This window comes from Caulobacter sp. Root1455 (genome assembly GCF_001426905.1).
Lineage (GTDB): Bacteria > Pseudomonadota > Alphaproteobacteria > Caulobacterales > Caulobacteraceae > Caulobacter.
On the sequence record NZ_LMFQ01000006.1, the window covers coordinates 1 to 22,222 of the forward strand.

The following is a 22,222-nucleotide window of genomic DNA, read 5'->3' on the forward strand; positions in this document are numbered from 1 at the left end:
CGGACAGGTCGGCGGTGGCGGCGGTCGGATGGCCGTGGTCGGACGAGGTGGCGCCGGCTTGGATGAAGGCCGCGCGGCGCAGGCGGTGGCCTTCCAGATAGCCCTTCCAGGTCGTGACGTCCTGGCCGCAGACCTCGCCGAACCGCTCGAAGGCCCGGCCGAAGCGCTCGTCCTCGAAGTCGATGACCGCGTCGGGACGATAGGCGGTGATCACATGGCCGCCCCAGCCGCTGTCGCGGATGGCCTTGTGATGCTCGAGCCGATCCTGCGGCCCCTCGGTGGTGGCCAGGGTCTCGATGTTGAAGCGGTCGAACAGGGCCCGGGGCCGGAACGCCTCGGTGGCCAGGGCCGCGTTGATGGCGTCGAAATAGTCGTCCGAGGTCTCGGCGCTCAGGAACGTCGTGAAGCCGAACACCTGGCTGAACACGTGGTTGAGCCACAGCCACGACGGGGTGCCGCGAAACAGGTGGAAGTTGCTGGCCAGCAGCCGCCAGGCCTCGCGCGGGTCGGTGGCCGGGACCCCGGCCTTGGAGCGCACCTTCAGGGCGTCCAGGCTGATGCCCTGGCTGTAGAGCATGCGGAACAGATAGTGGTCCGGGGCCAGCAGCAGGTCGGTGGCGTCCTCGAAGGGCGCATTCGTCGCGAACCAGGCCGGATCGGTGTGGCCGTGCGGGCTGATGATCGGCAGGGCCTTGACCTGGCCGTACAGCGCCCGGGCGATCTCCCGCGTGCGCCCGNGTCGCGAACCAGGCCGGATCGGTGTGGCCGTGCGGGCTGATGATCGGCAGGGCCTTGACCTGGCCGTACAGCGCCCGGGCGATCTCCCGCGTGCGCCCGTCGGCCGGAAACAGGCGGTCGTCGTGAAAAACCAGAGGCCGGGTCATGGCGTTTCCTACTCCCTACTCCGCCGACGGCTTCCTGGGGCCGTTTTCGAGGCGCTTGGTAACCGGTGTCATGGCGCCATGCAAGCCAAAGGCGCCGCCAGGATCCTACACCTTCGGCGGGGCGCCCGACGATTCCCGGACGACGAGATAGGGGATGGTGCTGTTGGGGTCGCGCTTTTCGCGAACCGCCGCGCCGATCAGTTTCTCGGCGGCGATCCGGCCCACTTCCCGGGTCGGAATGTGGATGGTGGTCAGCGGCGGCCAGACGGCCTGGGCGATCTGGAAGTCATCGAAACCGACCACGGTGACGTCGGCGGGCACTTCGAGCCCGGCGCGGCGCGCCGCCTGCAGCACACCGGCGGCCATTTCGTCGTTGCCGGCGAAGATCGCGGTCGGCCGCGGGGTCTTGGCCAACAGCGCCTCGCCGCAGGCCAGGCCGGATTCGAAGGTGTAGGCGCCCTGCAGCACGTAGTCGGGCTTCAGCTCCAGTCCGGCCTTGTTCAGGGCGTCCTCGAAGCCCCCTCGCCGCTCGTGCGACGACCGGAAGCTGGGCAGGCCGCTGATGAAGCCGATCTCGCGATGGCCCAGCTCGACCAGATAGGCGCCCATGGCCTCGCCGCCCAGGCGGTCGTGGCCGACGATCATGTGCTCGGGCTTGTCCAGCTCGACCGAGGCGATGCGGATATATTCGCAGCCGATCTCGCGCAGCAGCTTGGCCACTCGCTCGTCTTCGGAAACCGAAGGCGGCAGCACCACGCCGAACAGCTTCTGGCGTTCGACGAAGGTGCGGACGTCCTGCAGGAAGGTCGGGCTGGCGCGATCGCAGGGATGCACCACCAGCTCGAAGCCGGACCCGCGAATGCCGTCCAGAAGACCCAGCTGCATGTTGACGACATATTGCGGGTTGGGGTTGTCGTAGATCATGCCGATCAGGAACGAGCGGCGGAACGCCAGGCCCCGGGCCTGGGGATCGGGCGCATAGCCCCACTCGGCGATCACCGCCTCGATGCGTTCGCGGGTCTCGTCGCGCACGAAGGGCGATTGGTTGATCACGCGCGAGACGGTCTTCTTCGAGACGCCGGCCAGGCGGGCGATGTCGTTGATGGTGGCGCGCTTGCGGCCGCCCTCAAGGCCGGCCTCCAGGGCGGTTTCAATTTCGATGCCGTCGGTGTCCGGCAAGCGGGTCTTGGACGAGGTCAAAGCGTTTCCATGCGGCGATCGTTGTTTTGTTTTGTCATACTCTACGGACGACGACGCCGCTACAGATGCACCTTCGGGCAGAACTGCCTATGGTGACACCGGTTTCCCCGTCGCCCTAACGGGGATGGCAACACGAAAAGTTCCAATGACCAAGGCTTTGATAGGCGAACCCACCTCCAGCCCGTCCGAATCGATCCACGGCGTCGACCCGCGCGACCATGTGGCGACGGCCCTGCGCGAACTTGTCGCGGGCGAGACCCTGGACCTGCACGGCCTGGCGCTCGTCGCCCGCGCCGACATCCCCAAGGGCCACAAGATCGCCGTGCGCGCCGCGGCCAAGGGCGAGGACGTGCTCAAATACGGCTGGCCGATCGGTCGGGCCACGACCGACATCGCGGTCGGCGACCACGTGCACGTCCACAATGTCGAGACCCGCCTGTCGGGCGTGGAAGACTTCACCTACGCCGACGCCCATCCGGAGCCGCATGAGCCGCCGCCCGCCGGGACCTTCCTGGGCTATCGCCGCAAGAACGGCCGGGTCGGCACCCGCAACGAGATCTGGGTGCTGTGCACGGTCGGCTGCGTGGCCAACACCGCCCGCCGGATCGCCGAAAAGGCCAACGCCCGCTTCGCCGGCCGGGTCGACGGCGTCTTCGCCTTCCCCCACCCGTTCGGTTGTTCGCAGCTGGGCGACGACCTGGCCCACACCCGCAAGCTGATCGCGGGCCTCGCCGCCCATCCCAACGCCGGCGGCGTGCTGATCCTGGGCCTGGGCTGCGAGAACAATCAGCTCAAGGCCCTGCTGGAATCCGCCCCGGGCCTGGATCCGGAACGCCTGCGCTCGTTCACCACCCAGATGGTCGAGGACGAACTGGAGGACGGTCTGGAGGCCGTCGAGGAACTGGTCGCCATCGCCGAGCGCGACCGGCGCGAGCCCGCCCCGCTGTCGGACCTGGTGGTCGGCCTCAAGTGCGGCGGCTCGGACGGCTTCTCCGGGGTCACCGCCAATCCGCTGGTCGGCCGCATCGCCGACAAGGTCTCCGACGCCGGCGGCACGCCGGTGCTGACCGAAATCCCCGAGGTGTTCGGCGCCGAGGGCGTGCTGCTGGCCCGAGCCGCCACCCGCCAGGTGTTCGACGAGGCGGTCGGAGTGATCGACGACTTCAAGCGCTACTTCATCGACAACCACCAGCCGATCTACGAGAACCCCTCGCCCGGCAATATCGCCGGCGGCATCACCACCCTGGAGGAGAAGTCCCTGGGGGCGGTGCAGAAGGGCGGCCGCGCGCCGCTGGTCGAGGTGCTGCGCTACGGCGAGCAGGTGGGGCCGCACGGCCTGACCCTGCTGGAGGCTCCCGGCAACGACGCGGTGTCGTCTACCGCCCTGACGGCGGCCGGCGCGACGGTGATCCTGTTCACCACCGGCCGCGGCACGCCGTTGGGTTTCCCCGCCCCCACCCTGAAGATCGCCTCGAACTCGGCCCTGGCCGCCCGCAAGCCGGGCTGGATCGACTTCGACGCCGGCGTGGTGCTATCGGGCCAGACCATGGACGCGGCGGCCGACTCCCTGATGGATCTGGTCGTGGCCACGGCCTCGGGCCAGCCGACCAAGGCCGAACTCAACGGCGAGCGTGAAATCGCCATCTGGAAACAAGGCGTGACTCTGTGACCGACACTCTCTCCCGTCCCCTGCGTCTGAACGCCGTCAGCTATCCGGCCGCCATTCCCGGCGTCGCCTTGCCCGCCTACGACCGCGACAAGGTCACGGTCGGCGTGGTGCATTTCGGCCCCGGCGCCTTCCACCGCGCTCACCAGGCCTTCTATTTCGACCAACTGCTCGCCACGGACCCGCGCTGGGGCATCTGCGCCGTGTCGCTGAAGAGCCCGGGGGTCCGCGACGCCCTGCAACCGCAGGACGGCCTCTACACCCTGGCCCAGCTGGACGCCGAGACCACCTTCCGCGTGGTCGGCTCGATCCTGGAGGTGCTGGTCGCGCCGGAGGATCCGCCCTCGGTCTTCGCCCGCCTGGCCGCGCCGGCCACCCGCATGGTCACCCTGACCGTCACCGAGAAGGGCTATTGCCTGACCGGCGACGGCAAGCTGGACACCGCCCACCCCGACATCATCCATGACTTGGCCCATCCGCGTCTTCCGATCAGCGCCGTGGGCTACGTGGTCGAGGGGCTGCGCCGCCGCCATCAGGTCGGCCTGCCGCCCTACGCCGTGGTGGCCTGCGACAACCTCGCCGACAACGGCTGGCGCCTGAAGGCGGCCGTCGTGGCCTTCGCCGAGGCGATCGACCCGCCCTTGGCCGCCTGGATCGAGGCCGAGGGCCGCTTCCCGCGCACCATGGTCGACAGCATCACCCCCGCCACCGACGACGCCCTGCGGGCCCGGGTCGAGACGGCCACCGGCCTGAACGACGCCTGGCCGATCCAGCGCGAGGCCTTCACCCAGTGGGTGGTCGAGGACGTGCTAGGGGACGGCGCGCCGGACCTCGCCTCGGTCGGCGTGACCCTGACCGACGACGTGCGCGGCTTCGAACGCGCCAAGCTGCGGCTGCTGAACGGCGTCCACTCGACCATCGCCTATGCGGGCCTGCTGAAGGGCCATGAGACGGTGTTCGAGGCGATCAGCGATCCGGCCCTGGCCAGGATCGCCGAGGACTTGATGGTCCACGACATCATCCCGACCCTGACCGCGCCGCGCGGCCTGGATCTGGCCGCCTACGCCCAGGCGATCCTGGGCCGGTTCCGCAATCCCGAGATCCGCCACCTGCTGAGCCAGATCGCCTGGGACGGTTCGCAGAAGCTGCCGTTCCGCATCCTCGGCACGGTCGCCGACGCCCTGGCGGCCGGCCGCCCGGTGGATCGCCTGGCCCTGCCCCTGGCCGCCTGGATGCACTTCGTCCGCCGCCGCGCCGCCGAGGGCGAGAAGATCGTCGATCCGCTGGCCGACCGGCTGGTCGAGACGGCGGCCGCCTGCACCGGCGACGCCGAGGCCGACGTGGCGCGGTTCCTGAAACTGGAGCCGGTGTTCAGCCGAGACCTAGCAGGGAACGCGGTGTTCGTGGCGGCGCTGGAGAAGGCCTACGCGGCGCTCGCCTAACGGGTCACGCCCTTGCCCGTGACCACGGGCAGCACGGTCCGCAACAGGATCGTCAGGTCGAACCAGAACCCCTGGCGCCGGAGATATTCGGCGTCCAGGGCCACCTTCTCGGGAATGGCGATCTCGTCCCGCCCGTTGATCTGGGCCCAGCCGGTGACGCCGGGCCGCAGCGTCTCGACGCCGGCCGCCGTCCGCAGGGCCACCAGGTCGTCCTGATTGAACAGCGCCGGGCGCGGCCCGACCAGGCTCATGTCGCCGACCAGCACGCTCCACAGCTGCGGCAGCTCATCGAGGCTGGTCCTGCGCAGGAAGGCGCCCGGCGGGGTCAGCCAGCGGTCGGGATCGGCCAACAGGTGGGTGGCGACCTCGGGGGTGTCGATCCGCATGGTGCGGAACTTGGGCATCGCGAACAGCGCGTTGCCGCGTCCCACCCGCCGCGACCAGTAGAGCGCCGGCCCCGGCGAGGTCAGGCGCACCACCGCCGCCACGATCAGCAGCGGGATGGCCAGCAGCAGCAGCGCCGCGCCGGACGCCGCCGCGTCGAACAGCCTCTTCACCCTAGGCCAGATCCCCGAAAGCCGCGTCCAACAGCAGGTAGGCGCGGCCGGCGTCGGACGACAGCAGGGCCGCCACCAGGAAGCCCTCGCGGTCCTGCTCGGAGGCCTCGTCCATCATGCCGGCGTAGCGGCGCAGGAAACGCTCGGCGTCGGCCCGCAGCGTGGCGTCGGAGAACAGGCGCCGCACCAGCCGACGGATGGCGGCCGGCGCCAGTTTCTTGACCACGTCACGCGCCCCGCCCTCGTCATGGGTCTGGACCGCGGCGGCGATCTCGTCGATGCGGGCGCGGGGCAGCAGGGCCGTCGGATCGATGCCCATGGCCAAGATTTCGCCAGCCATCTTCTCGCCCAGGGCGGCGTCGCCGGGCGCGACGCTTTCCAGCCCCGACAACAGATTGCGCCACGACAGGCCGCCCTGTTGCGGTTCGGCCCGTTCGCCGGACGGGGTCGGCGCGGCGTTGCGGCCGCCGGCGGCGTCGAACACCGAGCGGAACTCGTCGTCGGTGGCGGTGGGGGTCAGGCGCAGGCGCGGACGCAAGCCGGCGTCCTCGGCGCTGGGTTCGTTGGCCGGCTTGGCGGCCGACGGCGGGGGGGCGGCCTGGGTCTGACGGTTCAGCGGCGGCGGCGCGCGAGACGGCGCGGCGGCGGGAGCCGCGCCTCCCATCCGCCCGACCGCCTCGCTGAGCATGTCGTAGTTGCGGCGGACGCGTTCCTGGAACGCCTGGTCGATCGCCGCGGTCTCCTCGGCGGTCCGGCGGGCGGACTGACGCAAATCCTCTATGCCCTGCTCGATCTGGGCCCGGACCTCGTTGGCGCGAGCCAGGGCCTCGGCCGGCAGGTCGGCGGTGCGGCGGCCGACATCGGCCAGCATGGCCTCCATCTCGCCGATGGTGGCGCGGGCGGTCTCGACGCTCTCGGAGAGCTTCTGGGCCGTGCGGGCGCCGGCCTGCTCGACCACCTGGGCCGATTGCTCGATCAGGTCGCGGGCCTCGTCCATGCGGGACTCGAACACGGTGTCGGCCTTCTGGCCGGCGGCGAAGGCGATTTCGTTGAGCTGGTCGACGCGGACACGGGCGGCGTCGACGCGCAGCTCCACGCCGTCGTTGGCCTTGCGGGCCGCCTCGGCCATGGACTCCATCGCCTGGACCAGGGCCGTTTCAAGGTCGGCGCGTTGACCGCCGGCGGCGCTGGCCAGGGCGGCGATGGCGCTGGAAGTTTCGGCCGCCAGGGCCTCGCGCTCGGCGCGGGCGGCCTCGGCGACTTCACGCAGCTGCTGGGCCGCGGCCCCGATCAGGCCGCGCAGCACCTCGGCGCCCATGGCCGCCATGTCGCTCATCTCGGTGGCGCCGGCGCGGGTGTGGCCGATGAACTCGGTCAACTGGGCGGTGCGAGTCTCGCTCTCGGCCGCGAAGTCCTCCTGGTCGGTGCGCAGCGACTGGCTGGCGGCGACCAGGGCGGCGCGCTGGGCGGCCAGGGTGCGCTCGACGGCGCCCATCTGATCGCCGACGCCCTGCCCGGCGGTCTCCAGGCGAGCGATCTGGCGCGACAGGTCCTCGGCCCCGACCCGCGCGGCGTCGGACGCCTCGGCGGCGGCGGCGGCCAGATCGGCGGCTCGGGCGGCGAGCGCGGCTTCGGCCTCCCGCAGCTGGGTCTCGGCCAGGTCTGAGGCCTCGGCGACCATGCGCGCCTGGCTGCCGATGGCGTCGACCACGGCCGTGGACTGGGCGTCGAGCGTGGTCGACAGGGCGTGCATGGCCTGGCGCTCATGGCCAAGACCCTCGGACAACTGCTGCACCATGCGAGCCGACTCGCTGGTGGTCTGGGCCAGGGCCAGGGTTTCCTCGGCCAGGGCCTCGCGCAGCCCCTGGACGCGGACCCGGGCTTCATCGGCGGCGGCCGTGGCGGCCTCGATCTGGTTACGGATGCGTTCGACCGCGCCGTCGACGCCCGCCGCCGCCAGGGCGGCCGGGGTGACCAGGCGATCGGTCACGATCCGGGCGTGCTTCAGCTCGGCCGAGACCCCCATGGCCTGCCGCAGCATGTAGGCGCCCAACAGGGTGAAGGCGGCGGGACCGATAGCCAGGGCGGCGAACACCATCAGGGCGAACTGATCGACCTTCAGGGCCGGCACGCCGGCGCCGTAACCGAGCGCGAAGGCGATCGGCCCCAGCGTCCAGAGCGCCGCGGCGGCGATCGCCAGGCTCCAATACAGCGGCGCGGGCATCGGCTTCTTGCCTTCGCGGGCCGTGGACAGAGGTGTGACGGGCGGTGTGATCGACGTGGTCTCACGCGGTTTGGACACCGCCGCTTCGAAACGCTTGGATGGGGCCGGCGGTTCAGGCTCGACCACCGGGGCCGGCGGCTGGGCGGCCTGAGCCGCCAGCGGGGCCGCGACGGGCGCGGTCAGGAACGACGGCAGCGGCGCCAGGGGTTCGGCTTCGACCGGCGCGCTGCGTCGACCGCGGGCCGGCGAGAACGGCGCCGGATCGGGCTCGGCCTCGGGCGGCTTGAAGTTCGATTTCGGGGGCGGGGCCGGTTCGATCACCGCCTCCGGCTCGGCGGCCGCGATCTCGGCCCTCGGAGGTTCGACCGGTTCGATGATCTTGGTTGCGGGCGGCGGCGCGGGCTGCGACGCGGCCCGGGATTTCGACGCAACGCTGAAGAAGCCGCGCCGCGCGCTGGCCCGGGGCGTTTCGGGAACCGGCGCGGGGAGAGGCTCGGAAGCGGGTTCAGGCTCGAGGTCCAGCGGACCGCGGTCGAGAATCGGCGGGGCCGACGCTTCGGGAACGGCGGCGATATCGAGGTCCAGGTCCGGTTCGGTCACCGGCGCGTCCGCATCGGGTTCGACTTCCGCCTCGACAGGGCGGCCGACGTCCTCGACCGGCGGCTCCACGGGAATGCCGGTGAAATCAAGCGGTTGGCGCTTCTTAGGCTTCATACGCAGCCATAGTCCCAGGGCGAAACGGCTTGGGGCCGGATGAACATCGCCGCGCGGACGCCCCTCTCGCACGCAACGAATAAACCTAGCGGCGAAAAGCCGGTCCGCATAGCGGGTTCCGCCGGTTTTCCCGTCCAGCGAAGGGCTTGGCGGAGCAAGGCCCTAGGCGCTGACCTCAGTCCCGTGCAGGCGGGGGCAGCGCTCGATGGTTTGGACGACCTGTTGACGGGGCGTGCGGGCGATGACCCGCTCGGCCTTGGGCGGGGTCTTGGCCTGGTGCTCGACGGCCATGCCGAACTGGCAAAGCGCCATCGACGAAAGCCAGAGCATGATCGCGGCGATGAATTCAGCCAGGGAGGACATCGGGGGGCCCATTTTCCGATATCGGCGTTATGCAGCGCTTCGGCATCCGGCGCGAGTGAACTTTTGGTCATGAAGGACCCCGCTCCGGCCCCCGACGCCGCCTGGGCGCCATCGAAGCTCACAGCGCCTGCAGATTTCCCCGCCTTGCCCGTCGCACTCACGGGACCTAGGTCCACGTCCAGGATCACCGCCCCGTCGTCGCGCCTTCGTGCGTCGGCGGAGCTTTCCATTTGCGGATACGCGTTTTGCCCCCTACCCAAGTCGCTTCGCTGTCGCACGACGCCTTTGCGGACCTGTCCATGAGCGCCCCCGCTAGCGCCCCCACTGGCGTCCTGTCCCCGGCTCGGCTCACGCATCTCCAGCGGCTGGAAGCCGAGAGCATCCACATCCTGCGCGAGGTGGCGGCCGAGTGCGAAAACCCGGTCATGCTGTATTCGATCGGCAAGGACAGCGCGGTGATGCTGCACCTGGCGGCCAAGGCCTTCTATCCGTCCAAGCCGCCCTTCCCGCTGCTGCACGTCGACACGACCTGGAAGTTCCGGGCCATGTACGAGCTGCGCGACACCATCGCCCAGCAGCTGGGCTTCGACCTGCTGGTCCACAAGAATCCCGAGGCCGAGGCGCGCGGCATCAATCCGTTCGACCACGGCAGCGCCCTGCACACCGATCTGTGGAAGACCGAGGGCCTCAAGCAGGCCCTGGCCAAGTACGGCTTCGACGCGGCCTTCGGCGGGGCCCGCCGCGACGAGGAGAAGAGCCGGGCCAAGGAGCGCGTGTTCAGCTTCCGCACCACCGAGCAGCGCTGGGATCCCAAGGACCAGCGGCCCGAACTCTGGAAGCTCTACAACACCCGCAAGCACCCCGGCGAAAGCCTGCGGGTCTTCCCGATCTCCAACTGGACCGAGTTGGACGTCTGGCAATACATCCACCTGGAGAACATCCCGATCGTGCCGCTGTACTTCGCGGCCGAGCGGCCGGTGGTCGAACGCGACGGCTCTCTGATCATGGTCGACGACGACCGCTTCCGACTGCGTCCGGGCGAGGTCCCGCAAATGAAGAGCGTGCGGTTCCGCACCCTGGGCTGCTACCCGCTGACGGGCGCGGTCGAGAGCACCGCCTCCACCCTGCCCGAGGTCATCCAGGAGATGCTGCTGACCACCACCAGCGAGCGCCAGGGCCGGGTCATCGACCATGACCAGTCCGCCTCGATGGAGAAGAAGAAGCAGGAAGGCTATTTCTAGATGACCGCCGCCGCCCAAAACACGGTCTACAAGCCCTCCGACCTGATCGCCGACGACATCGACGCCTATCTGGTCGCCCACCAGCACAAGTCGCTGCTGCGCTTCATCACCTGCGGCTCGGTGGACGACGGCAAGTCGACCCTGATCGGCCGTCTGCTCTACGACAGCAAGATGATCTTCGAGGACCAGATGGCGGCCCTCGAGGCCGACTCCAGACGGGTGGGCACCCAGGGCGGCGCGATCGACTTCGCCCTGCTGGTCGACGGCCTGGCCGCCGAGCGCGAGCAAGGCATCACCATCGACGTCGCCTACCGCTTCTTCGCCACCGACAAGCGCAAGTTCATCGTCGCCGACACCCCCGGCCATGAGCAGTACACGCGCAACATGGTCACCGGCGCCTCGACCGCCGACGCGGCCGTGATCCTGATCGACGCCCGCAAGGGCGTGCTGACCCAGACCCGTCGCCACAGCTACCTCGTCAAGCTTCTGGGCATCCGCCACGTAGTGCTGGCGGTGAACAAGATGGACCTGGTCGGCTGGGACAAGGCGACGTTCGACGCGATCGTCGCCGACTATCGCGCCTTCGCCGACCAGATCGCCCTGGCGACCTTCACCCCCATCCCGATCTCGGGCCTGACCGGCGCCAACATGGCCTCGCGTGGCGAGGATTCGCCCTGGTATGCCGGCCCGATCCTGATGGACTGGCTGGAAGGCGTGGAGGTCGAGGACGACCTGCGCGGCCAGTCGTTCCGCATGCCCGTGCAGTGGGTCAACCGCCCCAACCTCGACTTCCGGGGTTTCTCGGGCCAGATCGCCGCCGGGACCGTCAAGCCGGGCGACCGAGTGAAGTCCCTGCCCTCGGGCCGCGAAAGCACCGTGGCGCGGATCGTCACCAAGCCCGACGACCTGGCCGAGGCCTATGCCGGCCAGTCGGTGACCCTCACTTTGGCCGACGAGATCGACGTCAGCCGCGGCGACATCCTGGTGGCCGCCGATGACCCGGTCGCCGTGGCCGGCCAGTTCGAGGCCACCGTCGTCTGGATGGACGACGAGGCCCTGCCGCCCGGCCGCTCCTACCTGCTGAAGATCGGCACGCGGATGGTCGGGGCCAGCGTCACCGAGATCAAGCACCGGGTGAACGTCAACACGCTGGAACACCTGGCGGCCAAGAAGCTGGAACTGAACGAGATCGGGTTGGTCAATCTCTCGCTGGACCAGGCCATCCCGTTCGAGCCCTACGCCAAGAACCGCGACCTGGGCGGCTTCATCCTGATCGACCGGATCAGCAACCGCACCGTCGGGGCGGGCCTGCTGAATTTCGCCCTGCGCCGGGCCGACAACATCCACTGGCAGCACACCGATGTCGGCAAGGCCTCGCGCGCCGCCCTGAAAGGCCAGCGCGGCCGGGTGGTCTGGCTGACGGGCCTGTCGGGCGCGGGCAAATCGACGATCGCCAACCTGGTCGAGAAGCGCCTGCACGCCCTGGGCCGTCACACCTATCTGCTGGACGGCGACAACGTGCGCCACGGCCTCAACAAGAACCTCGGCTTCACCGAGGAGGACCGGGTCGAGAACATCCGCCGGGTCGCCGAGGTGGCCAAGCTGATGGTCGACGCCGGGCTGATCGTGCTGACCGCCTTCATCTCGCCGTTCCGGGCCGAGCGCCGGCTGGCGCGCGAGATCCTGCAAGACGGCGAGTTCGTCGAGGTGTTCGTCGACACTCCGCTGGCGGTGGCCGAGGAGCGCGACGTCAAGGGCCTCTACAAGAAGGCGCGGGCGGGCCAGCTGAAGAACTTCACCGGCATCGACAGCCCCTACGAGGCGCCCGAAACGCCGGAGTTGCGGATCGACACGACCCGGATGGACCCGGTCGCCGCCGCCGAGCGGATCGTCGCCTGGCTGGAAGGCGAGATCGACTACGAGATCTGAGGCGCGGGAGGCTCGAAGCGACCTGGAGTTTCCGGGCGCCCGTGTCGCCCGGACACGGGCTTGCGCGTCTTGGGCCGCCCCCTATGGTGGCGCTTGCCGTTGATGGCGTCTGGTAAGGGGTCGGGTTGAATGCATCGCTTCAAGGTCGCGACTGTCGCGGTTCTCATGCTCTTCAGCCTGGCCGCCTGCGGCAAGCCCAAGACGTTCGCCCCCTTGCCGGACGACATGGATCTGGGCGCCAAAGACGCCAAGATCACGGTCGTCGAATACGCCTCGGTCGGCTGCCCGGTCTGCGCGGCTTGGCAGAAGGAGGTCTATCCGGCGTTCAAGGCCAAATATATCGACACCGGCAGGGTGCACTACGTGTTCCGCGAGATGCTGGTGGGCGGTGGTTCGGAAGTCACGGTGGCGTCCGCCGGCTTCCTGCTGGCCCGCTGCGCCGGGAAGGACAAGTATTTCGCGGTCAACGACGCGGTCTTCGCCAGCCACCCGGAGGTGTTGGACACCCCGCGCGAAACCCTCCAGGGAATCGCCAAGTCGGCGGGCATGAGCGACGAGCAGTTCAACAAGTGCGTCACCGACGAGAAGCAGATCGAGGCGCTGAACAAGCGCGTGGAAAGCAACGCCCGCGACAACGAGATCAGCGCCACGCCCACCTTCGAGATCAACGGCAAGAAGCTTGAGCCGGGCTACCGCACGCTGGACGAGCTGGACGCGGCGATCGCGGCGGCGGGGACCTAAGGGACGACGCCGTCTAGTCCAGCACGATCTGACGCGGCCTCAGCCGCGTCAGCCTCACCGCCCCGATCAGACCCAGGCCGCCCATCGCCGCCATGGCCAGGTAGCCCCGGGTTCCGAAGGCGTCGAACAGCGGTCCGGCCGCCAGCGTGCCGACGCCCAGCATGAAGCCGGCCGACAGGGCCGAGTTGATCGCCTGGGCGGCCGAGGCGCTCTGCGGCGGGGCCAGGCGCTCGATCAGCCGCAGCGAGGCCATGAAGCTGGCCGCGAAGGTCAGGGCGTGCAGGGCCTGCAGCGGGAACAGCAGCCACAGCGGCGGGGCGAAGGCGTAGGCGGTCCAGCGCAGCAGAGCCGCCGCCCCGCCCAGCACCAGCAGCTTCTCGGGCCCGACCTTGCGCCGCCACGGCTCGGCGAACCACATGAAGCCGACCTCGACGGCCACCCCGACGCCCCACAGCACGCCGATCATCGGGGCCGAGATCCCCTGATGGCGCCAGAGCAGGGCCGAGAAGCCGTAATAGAAGGCGTGCGCCCCCTGGATCAGGCCGGCGGTGATCACGGCCAGCACGAAGGTCCTGTCGCGCAGCAGGCCGCCCAGGCCTTTCCAACGCTCGGCGCGGCCGAGCTGCGGGGCTCCAGCCTCATGGACGCGCTCGGGCGGCAGGATCAGGGCCGAGACCACGGCCACGCCGATCGCCGCCGTGGTGATCCAGGCGACGATGACGCTGGGCGACATGACCGCCAGGATCGCCCCCATGGCCAGGTTGGCGACGATGAAGGCCGCCGAGCCCGCGCCGCGCGGCACGCCGTAATTGAAGCTGTCCAGCCGCGAGCGCCGCAGGGTGATCACGTCGATCAGCGGCGTCAGGGTGGTCAGGAAGGTCATCCCGACCAGCCAGCAGGCCAGCAAGCCCCAGAAGCCCGGCGCGGCCAGCATGGCCAGATAGCCGGCCGCCGCCCCCAGGGCCAGCAGGGCCAGGGGCGTCCGACGCAGGGTGAAGCCGTCGGCCCAGACCGCGAGCACCGGCCCGGTGAACGGCCGCGCCAGCATCGGCACGGCCAGGATCAGCCCGATCTCGGCCCCGGTCAGGCCGCGCGAGCGGAAATAGGTGGCGATGAACGGCAGGCTGACGCCGGTGCCGAGATAGGAGACGACGTAGAACAGGCCCAGGCGGGTTTGGGCGGAAAAGCGCCCTGCCCCCGCCTCGCTTGTCACCCTATTCCGCCCCGCCGAACCGCGCGGTCCACTCGGCGATCTGCTCGTCCTCGATCTTCTTGAACAGCACTTCCGGCGCGCGGACCGACAGGCCGACCGGCAGGCTCGACAGTTCGGCGGCGGCGTCGTTCGACGGCCAGGCCGGCGGCCAGGACAGCTGGAAGGCCTCGGCGATCTTCTCGGCCGCGAACGGGATGAACGGCGCGGAGATGCGGGCGTACAGCGCCGCCAGGTTCAGGGCGGTGCGGACGATCACGGCGGCGCGGTCTCGGTCGGTCTTGATCGCCGTCCACGGGGCGGCTTCCTGCAGGTACTCGTTGCCCACCACCCACAGGGCGCGCAGGGCCTGGGCGCTCTTGCGCACCTCGATGGAGTCCATCTGCTCGGCCAGATCGGCCAGGCGGGCGGCGACATCGGCGTAGAGCTTCTCCTCAAGCGGGCCGGGGGCGCCGCCGTCGGGGATCACGCCGTCGAACTTGCTCTCCGTGAACTTCAGGATGCGGTTGACGAAGTTGCCCAGCACGTCGGCCAGGTCGCGGTTCACGGCGCTGGCGAACTGCTCCCAGGTAAAGGCCGTGTCGCTGCTCTCGGGCGAATTGGAGGTCAGGTACCAGCGCCACAGGTCGGGCGGCAGGATCGCCAGCGCGACGTCCATGAACACGCCGCGCTGGTTGCTGGTCGAGAACTTGCCGCCGTACCAGTTCAGCCAGTTGAAGGCCTTGAGCATGTCGACGCTCTTCCACGGCTCTTCCGAGCCGAGGATCGTGGCCGGGAAGCTGACCGTGTGGAACGCGACGTTGTCCTTGCCCATGAACTGGACGTAGCGGACGTCCTGCGCCCCTTCGTCGGTGCGCCACCACGACTTCCAGTCGCGATCGGCGCCGGCCTCGGCCCATTCCTGGGTGGCGGCGATGTATTCGATGGGGGCGTCGAACCAGACGTAGAAGACCTTGTCCTCGAAGCCCGGACGCGGGAACTCGCCCTTGGTCACCGGGATGCCCCAGGCCAGGTCGCGGGTGATGCCGCGGTCGATCAGGCCTTCGTCCAAGTGCTTGTAGGCGATCGACTTGGCCAGCAGCGGCCAGTCGCCGTGGGCGTCGACCCAGGCGCGGATCTTCTCGGCCATCTTGGTCTGGAGCAGGTAGAGGTGGCGAGTGTCGCGCACCTCCAGGTTCCGCGAGCCGGAGATCACCGAATAGGCGTTCTTCAGGTCGGTCGGGTCCAGCAGGTTGCCGCAGTTGTCGCACTGGTCGCCGCGGGCCTTCTCGAAGCCGCAGTGCGGGCAGGTGCCCTCGATGTAGCGGTCGGGCAGGAAGCGCTTGTCGTCGATGGAATAGACCATCTGGTCGACGCGTTCCTCGATCAGGCCGCGCGCTTCGAGCACCTCGCAGAAGTGCTGGGTCAGGCGATGGTTCTGCGGCGAGGACGAGCGGCCGAAATGGTCCCACGACAGGCCGAACGCGCGGCCCACGTCGTGCTGCAGCACGTGCTGCTCGGCGCAGTAGGTGGCCACGTCCTGGCCGGCGGCGGCGGCGGCCAGCTCGGCCGGGGTGCCGTGCTCGTCGGTGGCGCAGATATAGAGGGTGTCGTTGCCCCGCGCGCGCTGGAAGCGGGCGTAGACGTCGGCCGGCAACATCGATCCCGCCAGATTGCCCAGGTGCTTGATGCCGTTGATGTACGGCAGGGCGGAGGTGATCAGGATGCGGGCCATGGGTCTTCCGGGGGAGTCGAGGAGCGGTTGCATATAGAAGGCCCCGGGCGGAAACGAAAGCTCGGTGCGGTCCTCCCCCCGTGGGGGGAGGCGATCGCGCAGCGATCGGTGGGGGGGGTTGTTGGATCGTTGATCGTGGGTCTGGCCATCGGCCGATCACGCCCCCCTCCGTCGGCTGCGCCGACACCTCCCCCACGGGGGGAGGACCTTCGTGCGGCGAACGCTTGCCCCCTACGGACCGCTTCGCGGTCGTCTTCCCCCGGAGGGGGAAGAGGTTCCGTGCGCGCGTCCTCCGCCCCCTGTGGGGGCGGACAGACCGCGAAGCGGTCAGGTGGGGGCAAGTGTGCGCGGGCACGGCTTTTCAAGCTCACGCGATCTCTCGCTGAGGGAATGGAAAGGGTCGCGGAGCGCCGGACACCGTCCGGAGTTTGAAAAAGAATACCGTTTCGACGAAGCCTGACGCTCCGCGCGGTCGTTATCCGGAAGCTCGCGACGCTGAGCCCTGTTAGGGCCTCGCCGCCTTGAAGCCTCCGACACGAAGCCTGACGCTCCGCGCGGTCGTTATCCGGAAGCTCGCGACGCTGAGCCCTGTTAGGGCCTCGCCGCCTTGAAGCCTCCGACGGGCGGGCCAGGTCAACGAACCCCGGTCCCGGACCGCGGGCGCTAAACGCCCACCTGTTGTTCTCCCGGCCCTCACGCCACGTCGTATCTGTGTTCCATGCCCGACCGGCACCAGAGACATGAGGTTTGATGTTGTCCCTACACACGCGGACAAACACCGCCGACAGAGCTTCCCGCTCGATCGCCCCCCGCCGCCGCATCGGTCGCTGGCCATGCGCCCTTTCCCCGCGACGAGGTGAGACAAGGATACGGGAGCTTTGGAGGGCGAGGACCAAATCGGGTCGAGAAAGTTCAGGGCGTTGAAATCGCCGGGGTTTGTTCGCTATGCGCCGAGCGTAAGCGCCAAAACCCTCTCCCGGAGGGGAGAGGGCGGGGCCCGCCGCGCAGCGGTGGGAGGGTGAGGGGTTAGGAACGTCGGCCGGCGTGCCGGCAGGGCGCCCGCGTGAAACCGGACAGGGCGTCCCCCCTCTCCCTCCCACGCCTGCGGCGCGGGTCCCTCCCTCTCCCCTCCGGGAGAGGGTTCAAAGAAGCGTCCTTATCTTCATCAAAAAGCTCGGCGGGAGCCTCGTGGCGTTTCCCATGGGGGCTGGGGACATGCGACGCCGTGAGCGCTTTGAGGGAAAAGCGGCCAGGCGGTGGCGTGCCCGGCGCTCCCGCCACCTCCCGGGGGGGAGGATCTCGTGGGTCAGCCGCCGACCCCGCGCAAGGCCCTGGCCTGGCGTTGCGACAGCTTGGATTCAACCTCGTCGCGGATGTCGATGCGGCAGGCCTTGGCCGACCAGCGATCGAGCCCCTCGGTCCGGGCGCGGGCGTCGCAGACCGCCTCGCGGGCGGCTTCGATGCGGGCCTTGAGCACACGCGCGTCATCGGGGCGGGAAAGGTCCAGGTCGCCGACCGGGATGGTGGCCAGCACCACGGGCTGGGCGGGCGCCGCCTGGGCGGCCTGGGTCAGGCCCAGCGCCGACAGGGCGACCAGAACCGCCAGGCCTGGCGCCGCGACCGTCGAACGCTTGACGATGAACCGGCTCATGTTGATCTCCCCTGTCCTCGCGACGCCGTCCGCGTCGCCTTCGAGGGGTAGAATGGCCAGGTTATTTCACGAATACTCGTTACGTCTGCTTCATGACGTCGTATTCATAGAATGAACGAGATGTAATCTTCTAACGCGAAGAAGAAGTCAGGCGAGCTTCCTTGACCGGCGGCTTCTCCAGCGCCTGGTAGACCACCGTGCGGGTGGTGGCGTCCAGGCCCGAGCCCACGCCGCCCAGGCGCTGGATCATGCCGATGAAGAACAGGTCGTTGGCGGGGTCGATCCAGAACCAGGTGCCGGCGCTGCCGCCCCAGCTGATCGTGCCCGGACCGACGGGCGCGCCGGACAGGTGCGGGTCCACCGCCACGGCCACGTCCAGGCCGTAGCCCATGCCCGCGCCGAACGGGAACGGCTTCGGCTCGGGCCGCAGCACGCCGGCCGTGCCGTTAGTGGTGACCAGGAAGCTGGGCGGCAGGTGGTTGAGCCGCATCAGGGCCACCGTCTCGGGCCGCAGGACGCGCACGCCGTCCAACTCGCCGCCGTTCAGGATCATCTGGGCGAAGCGGGCGAAATCGCCGGCGGTGGACAACAGCCCTCCCCCGCCCGACGGCGCGCCCGGCGGCCGGGAAACGTCGCGCCACGGCCCCTCGACGGCCGGCGCCAGCTTTCCGGTGACCGGGTCGCCGTCATACAGCGCGGCCACGCGGGGCAGCTTCTCGGGCGGCGCCCAGAAGGCGGTGTCGCTCATGCCCAGGGGCTGGAAGATCCGCTCCTCCATGAACACCGGCAGGGGCTGGCCCGACAGGCGCTCGACGATCAGGCCCTGCAGGTCGGCGGCGACGCTGTAGCGCCACATCACGCCGGGCTGGGCGTACATCGGCAGCATGGCCACCTTCTCGACCAGGTGCTGCAGGCTGTCGGACTGCAGCACGCCGGCCCGATAGTAGGCCTGGTCGGCCAGGCTGGCCGGATCGTCGGCCAGGCCGTAGGCGAAGCCGGCCGTGTGGGTCATCAGCTCGCGCATGGTCGGCGAGCGGCTGACCGGGTTAAGGATCGGCCGTCCCTCGGCGTCGACGCCCGAGGCGACGCGCAGATTGGCCAGCTCGGGCAGGTATTTGGTGACCGGGTCGTCCAGCTTCCACTTGCCCTCATCGTAGAGGACCAGCATCGCCACCCCGGTGACCGCCTTGGTCTCGGAGCGGATGCGGAAGATGGCGTCGGCGGGCATGGCCTCGCCGGTTTCCAGGCTGCGCTTGCCGAAGGTCTTCATCGACACGACGCTGCCGTGGCGGCCCAGCACGGTGACGCCGCCAGCGATCTGGCCCTGGTCGACCAGGGTCTGCATCGTCTCGTCCAGCTTCCTGAGCCGCTCGACCGAGAAGCCCGCCGCCTCCGGCTTGGCCGCCGGCAGCGGGGGCGCGGCGCTCACGGACCCGGCCGCCGCCAAACCCAGCAGCCCGACCAGAGCGCCGGCGGTGCGCTTCAACACCGCATTCATGTCGTCAAATCCTGTCATCCCGGACGAAGCTTAGCGGAGATCCGGGATGACAGACATGGGGGACGTCACTTGGGCCGGAACCGCTTGGACGTCGGGAAACCCTTGGGCGACAGCTTGCCGGCCCCGGCCCGACGACCGATCCACTCGCGCCACTCGACCCAGTCGCGACGACGGCCGGCGGTGTCGATCCAGAAGGCCCCGGTCTCGCTGTTGAACGAGATCGCGTCGCGCAGCCCGCCCTCGCGATAGGCCTGCAGCTTGACGCCCTTGCCGCGCGGCATCTCCGGCAGCTCCTCCAGCGGGAAGATCAGGATCTTGCCGTTGTCGCCGATCACCGCGATCTGGTCGCCGACCGCTTCCAGGCAGAAAGCCGCGCCGGCGGCGTCGACCGTCAGCACCTGCTTGCCCGCCTTGCGGTTGGCCACGGCCTCTTCTTCCGGCATCAGGAAGCCGTAGCCCTGCTTGGAGGCCAGGAAGCGTTTGCGCCCGGCCTTGAGCGGGAACATGTCGATGATCTTCACCTTGTCGTCGAGCTCGATCATCATCCGCACCGGCTCGCCGTGACCGCGCGCCGACGGCAGGTTGTTGCAGCCGATCGTGAAGAACCGGCCATCGCTGGTGAACAGCAGCAGCTTGTCGGTGGTCTCGGCCGGGGCCAGGAAGGCCAGCTTGTCGCCTTCCTTGAACTTCAGCTCGGACGGGTCGTCGATCTTGCCCTTGGCGGCGCGGATCCAGCCGCGGTCCGACAGGATGACGGTGATCGGCTCGCGCACGATCATCGCCTCCAGGGCCGCGTCGGCGTCGACCAGCGGCGCGTCCTCGAAGATCGAGCGGCCGATCACCCCGGTCGGGCGAGGCTTGTCATGCGGATGGGCGATCTTGACCAGGATGGCGCGCACCTGGCGCAGGCCCGTGCCGACCAGGTCCCACTGCTTCTTGTCGCTGGCCAGCATGGCCATGATGCCGTCGCGCTCTTCCACCAGTTCGGCGTGCTCGCGGCGGATCTCCATCTCCTCCAGCTTGGCCAGTTGGCGCAGCCGGGTGTTGAGGATGGCGTCGGCCTGGAGCTCCGAAAGGGAGAAGGTCTCGATCAGCTTCTTCTTGGGCTCGTCCTCGTAGCGGACGATGCGGATCACCTCGTCGAGATTGAGGTAGGCGACCAGCAGGCCGTCCAGGATGTGCAGACGGGCTTCGATCTTGGCCAGGCGGTGGCGGGCCCGGCGGGTCAGCACCTGGCGGCGGTGGGCCAGGAAGGCCATCAGGGCCTGCTTGATGCCCATCACGCCCGGCGTGCCCTTGGCGTCCAGCACGTTGATGTTGACCGGGAAGCGGCTTTCCAGCGCCGAGAGCTTGAACAGGCTCTCCATCAGCACTTCGGGCTCGACGTTCTTGGACTTGGGCTCGAGGACCAGGCGGATGTCCTCGGCGCTCTCGTCGCGCACGTCGCCCAGCAGGGCGGCCTTCTTGCTGTCGATCAGGTCGGCCAGCTGCTCGACCAGGTCGGACTTCTTCACCTGATACGGAATCTCGGTGACGACGATCTGGTAGGTGCCGCGGCCGGTGTCTTCCTTCTCCCACCTGGCGCGGGTGCGCACGCCGCCGCGACCGGTCTCGTAGGTCTCCAGCAGGCTCTCGCGGGACTCGACGATCACGCCGCCGGTCGGGAAGTCCGGGCCCGGCACGCGTTCCAGGATCTCGGCCGTGGTCGCCTCGGGCTTGCCCAGCAGCAGCAGGCAGGCGTCGATCAGCTCGGCCGGATTGTGCGGCGGGATCGAGGTGGCCATGCCCACGGCGATGCCCGACGAGCCGTTGGCCAGCAGGTTCGGGAAGCCCGACGGCAGGACCACCGGCTCCTCGTCCTGGCCGTCGTAGGACGGCTTGAAGTCGACCGCGTCCTCGTCGATGCCGTCCAGCAGCAGCATGGCCGCGGCGGTCATCTTGCACTCGGTGTAGCGCATGGCGGCGGGGTTATCGCCGTCGATGTTGCCGAAGTTGCCCTGGCCGTCGACCAGCGGCACCCGCTGGGCGAAGTCCTGGGCCAGGCGGACCAGGGCGTCGTAGATCGACTGGTCGCCGTGCGGGTGGAAGTTGCCCATCACCTCGCCGACCACCTTGGCGCACTTGCGCGCGGCGCCTTCGGGGTTGAGCCGCATGTTGTTCATCGCGTGCAGCACGCGGCGGTGAACGGGCTTGAGGCCGTCGCGCACGTCGGGCAGGGCCCGCGAGCCGATCGTCGACAGCGCATAGGCCAGGTAGCGCTTGGAAAGCGCCTCGCTCAGCGGCTCGTCAAGGATGCGATCGCCGTCGCCGGGACCGCCAGGGGGAAGGACTGGTTTGTTCATCTGGGAGATTCGTTACGCGTGAACGGCCACACTAGCCAATCCCGCGCGGCAAATCCTCCCTCGACGACGACAAAAGGGGAACGCGGCGGCGATTGGCCGCTGATCGGGCGTTTAGAGCCGTCCCGCCTCGCCCAGCCGGTCCAGCAGCCACACCCGGGCCGGCGGCAGCGGCTTGTTCAGCGGGTGGAACACGAACTGCTCGAGGAAGTGGCCGGTGATGTCCAGGCCCGCCCCGACGTCGCCCTCGGCCAGGCCGCCCTGAGCCGACAGCATGAACGGCGGCAGGGGCAAGAGCTTGTCGTGATAGGGCGCGCCCGCCGCCCGGCTGACCGCCCGGCCCGTCCGCGGGCTGATATAGACAAGGTCGTCCAGCGAGCCAGTGGCGGCGCATTTCGAAAGGTCCAGGCCGAACCCCAGGTCCTGCAGCAGCCCGGCCTCGAACCGCACATAGACCGCCGGCCAGATCTCGGGGATGGCCAGGGCCGTGATCAGAGCTTCCAGGGCGTGGAAGGCGCCCGGGTGGGCTTCGCGCTCCGGCAGGGCTCCGGCGGCGACGGCGGCGGCGGCCGACAATCCAGACAGAGCCAGCGGCTCATCGAACAGCGACGAAGGCCCCTCGCCGATCGGCTCCAGGGTCGCCGCGCCCAGCTGGTCGCTCATCCGGGCCCGGTAGCGGGCAATGACCTTGGCCCCGGCCTGCAGGAACGGCTTCATCCGCCGCGAGGCCGCGCCCGAGACGTGGGCGGCGAACTTGCCCCGGTCCTGGGTCAGCAGCTCGACGATCGCCCCGGTCTCGCCATGGACGCGCGCCGACAGCACGAAGGCCTCGTCTTCCCATTCCATCAG

At 69.5% G+C, this 22,222-nt stretch carries 15 protein-coding genes and 2 pseudogenes; 5 read left to right on the forward strand and 12 right to left on the reverse strand.

All coding sequences use genetic code 11. The annotated features are described in order from the left end of the window. From ASD21_RS04840 to ASD21_RS04845, 3 genes and pseudogenes are all read right to left on the reverse strand, one after another. Positions 1 to 737: pseudogene (locus tag ASD21_RS04840) on the reverse strand (glucuronate isomerase); the annotation flags it as partial. Between the two features lie 75 nt (positions 738 to 812). Continuing rightward, positions 813 to 884, reverse strand: a pseudogene (locus ASD21_RS25190) (hypothetical protein); the annotation flags it as partial. Positions 885 to 989: 105 nt separating this feature from the next. After that, entirely contained in the window at positions 990 to 2,063 is a 1,074-nt protein-coding gene (locus ASD21_RS04845) for a LacI family DNA-binding transcriptional regulator (protein ID WP_156390839.1), read from the reverse strand. 166 nt (positions 2,064 to 2,229) lie between these two features. Between ASD21_RS04845 and ASD21_RS04850 the strand changes: the two genes are divergently transcribed. Both ASD21_RS04850 and ASD21_RS04855 read left to right on the forward strand, forming a co-directional pair. Beyond that, the gene (locus tag ASD21_RS04850) at positions 2,230 to 3,753 is read left to right on the forward strand and encodes a UxaA family hydrolase (protein ID WP_442856945.1); all 1,524 of its coding nucleotides are present in this window, start codon (positions 2,230 to 2,232) and stop codon (positions 3,751 to 3,753) included. Further along, on the forward strand, positions 3,750 to 5,192 hold the full coding sequence (locus tag ASD21_RS04855) for a mannitol dehydrogenase family protein (RefSeq protein ID WP_162250207.1): 1,443 nt from the start codon (positions 3,750 to 3,752) through the stop codon (positions 5,190 to 5,192). Before ASD21_RS04850 ends, ASD21_RS04855 begins: the two co-directional genes overlap by 4 nt. On the opposite strand, the gene ASD21_RS04860 is transcribed toward ASD21_RS04855, so the two are convergent. The 3 genes from ASD21_RS04860 to ASD21_RS04870 form a co-directional block, all read right to left on the reverse strand. Then, positions 5,189 to 5,749, reverse strand: a complete 561-nt coding sequence (locus tag ASD21_RS04860; protein ID WP_056437605.1) for a sugar transferase — start codon at positions 5,747 to 5,749, stop codon at positions 5,189 to 5,191. The genes ASD21_RS04855 and ASD21_RS04860 overlap by 4 nt on opposite strands. A gap of 1 nt (position 5,750) precedes the next feature. Further along, a complete protein-coding gene (locus ASD21_RS04865; protein WP_056437608.1) occupies positions 5,751 to 8,687 on the reverse strand; it encodes a hypothetical protein in 2,937 nt (978 codons plus the stop codon). Between the two features lie 162 nt (positions 8,688 to 8,849). Beyond that, positions 8,850 to 9,050 (reverse strand): hypothetical protein, encoded by a 201-nt coding sequence (locus ASD21_RS04870; RefSeq protein ID WP_056437611.1) that lies wholly within the window; start codon positions 9,048 to 9,050, stop codon positions 8,850 to 8,852. Between the two features lie 299 nt (positions 9,051 to 9,349). Between ASD21_RS04870 and cysD the strand changes: the two genes are divergently transcribed. The 3 genes from cysD (at position 9,350) to ASD21_RS04885 (ending at position 12,961) form a co-directional block, all read left to right on the forward strand. Next, a complete protein-coding gene (gene cysD / locus ASD21_RS04875; RefSeq protein ID WP_056437613.1) occupies positions 9,350 to 10,291 on the forward strand; it encodes a sulfate adenylyltransferase subunit CysD in 942 nt (313 codons plus the stop codon). Continuing rightward, positions 10,292 to 12,220 (forward strand): sulfate adenylyltransferase subunit CysN, encoded by a 1,929-nt coding sequence (cysN, locus tag ASD21_RS04880; RefSeq protein ID WP_056437616.1) that lies wholly within the window; start codon positions 10,292 to 10,294, stop codon positions 12,218 to 12,220. Between the two features lie 129 nt (positions 12,221 to 12,349). After that, entirely contained in the window at positions 12,350 to 12,961 is a 612-nt protein-coding gene (locus ASD21_RS04885; RefSeq protein WP_056437618.1) for a DsbA family protein, read from the forward strand. A 13-nt stretch (positions 12,962 to 12,974) separates the two neighbouring features. Here the strand turns inward: ASD21_RS04885 and ASD21_RS04890 are convergent, their stop codons facing one another. The 6 genes from ASD21_RS04890 to recO all read right to left on the reverse strand — a co-directional run bounded on the left by ASD21_RS04890 (position 12,975) and on the right by recO (position 22,219). Then, the gene (locus ASD21_RS04890) at positions 12,975 to 14,174 is read right to left on the reverse strand and encodes an MFS transporter (protein ID WP_056437621.1); all 1,200 of its coding nucleotides are present in this window, start codon (positions 14,172 to 14,174) and stop codon (positions 12,975 to 12,977) included. Between the two features lies 1 nt (position 14,175). Continuing rightward, the gene (metG, locus tag ASD21_RS04895) at positions 14,176 to 15,885 is read right to left on the reverse strand and encodes a methionine--tRNA ligase (RefSeq protein ID WP_056437624.1); all 1,710 of its coding nucleotides are present in this window, start codon (positions 15,883 to 15,885) and stop codon (positions 14,176 to 14,178) included. A 1,306-nt stretch (positions 15,886 to 17,191) separates the two neighbouring features. Continuing rightward, positions 17,192 to 17,536 carry a UrcA family protein gene (locus tag ASD21_RS04900; RefSeq protein WP_056437628.1) on the reverse strand — a complete coding sequence of 115 codons (345 nt, stop codon included), beginning with the start codon at positions 17,534 to 17,536 and terminating at the stop codon, positions 17,192 to 17,194. A gap of 130 nt (positions 17,537 to 17,666) precedes the next feature. Further along, the gene (locus tag ASD21_RS04905) at positions 17,667 to 19,034 is read right to left on the reverse strand and encodes a serine hydrolase domain-containing protein (protein ID WP_056437632.1); all 1,368 of its coding nucleotides are present in this window, start codon (positions 19,032 to 19,034) and stop codon (positions 17,667 to 17,669) included. Between the two features lie 65 nt (positions 19,035 to 19,099). Continuing rightward, positions 19,100 to 21,376, reverse strand: coding sequence for a DNA topoisomerase IV subunit A (parC, locus tag ASD21_RS04910; RefSeq protein ID WP_056437635.1), 2,277 nt, complete (start codon positions 21,374 to 21,376; stop codon positions 19,100 to 19,102). A 111-nt stretch (positions 21,377 to 21,487) separates the two neighbouring features. Further along, positions 21,488 to 22,219, reverse strand: a complete 732-nt coding sequence (recO, locus tag ASD21_RS04915) for a DNA repair protein RecO (protein WP_056437866.1) — start codon at positions 22,217 to 22,219, stop codon at positions 21,488 to 21,490. Between the last annotated feature and the right edge of the window lie 3 nt (positions 22,220 to 22,222).

Excerpts from the sequence above, each read along its gene's own strand:
- metG (WP_056437624.1), bottom strand. The coding sequence starts at position 15,885 with ATGGCCCGCATCCTGATCACCTCCGCCCTGCCGTACATCAACGGCATC.
- cysD (WP_056437613.1), top strand. The coding sequence starts at position 9,350 with ATGAGCGCCCCCGCTAGCGCCCCCACTGGCGTCCTGTCCCCGGCTCGG.
- parC (WP_056437635.1), bottom strand. The coding sequence starts at position 21,376 with ATGAACAAACCAGTCCTTCCCCCTGGCGGTCCCGGCGACGGCGATCGC.
- ASD21_RS04850 (WP_442856945.1), top strand. The coding sequence starts at position 2,230 with ATGACCAAGGCTTTGATAGGCGAACCCACCTCCAGCCCGTCCGAATCG.
- ASD21_RS04900 (WP_056437628.1), bottom strand. The coding sequence starts at position 17,536 with ATGAGCCGGTTCATCGTCAAGCGTTCGACGGTCGCGGCGCCAGGCCTG.
- ASD21_RS04905 (WP_056437632.1), bottom strand. The coding sequence starts at position 19,034 with ATGAATGCGGTGTTGAAGCGCACCGCCGGCGCTCTGGTCGGGCTGCTG.
- ASD21_RS04885 (WP_056437618.1), top strand. The coding sequence starts at position 12,350 with ATGCATCGCTTCAAGGTCGCGACTGTCGCGGTTCTCATGCTCTTCAGC.
- ASD21_RS04870 (WP_056437611.1), bottom strand. The coding sequence starts at position 9,050 with ATGTCCTCCCTGGCTGAATTCATCGCCGCGATCATGCTCTGGCTTTCG.
- recO (WP_056437866.1), bottom strand. The coding sequence starts at position 22,219 with ATGGAATGGGAAGACGAGGCCTTCGTGCTGTCGGCGCGCGTCCATGGC.
- ASD21_RS04865 (WP_056437608.1), bottom strand. The coding sequence starts at position 8,687 with ATGAAGCCTAAGAAGCGCCAACCGCTTGATTTCACCGGCATTCCCGTG.
- cysN (WP_056437616.1), top strand. The coding sequence starts at position 10,292 with ATGACCGCCGCCGCCCAAAACACGGTCTACAAGCCCTCCGACCTGATC.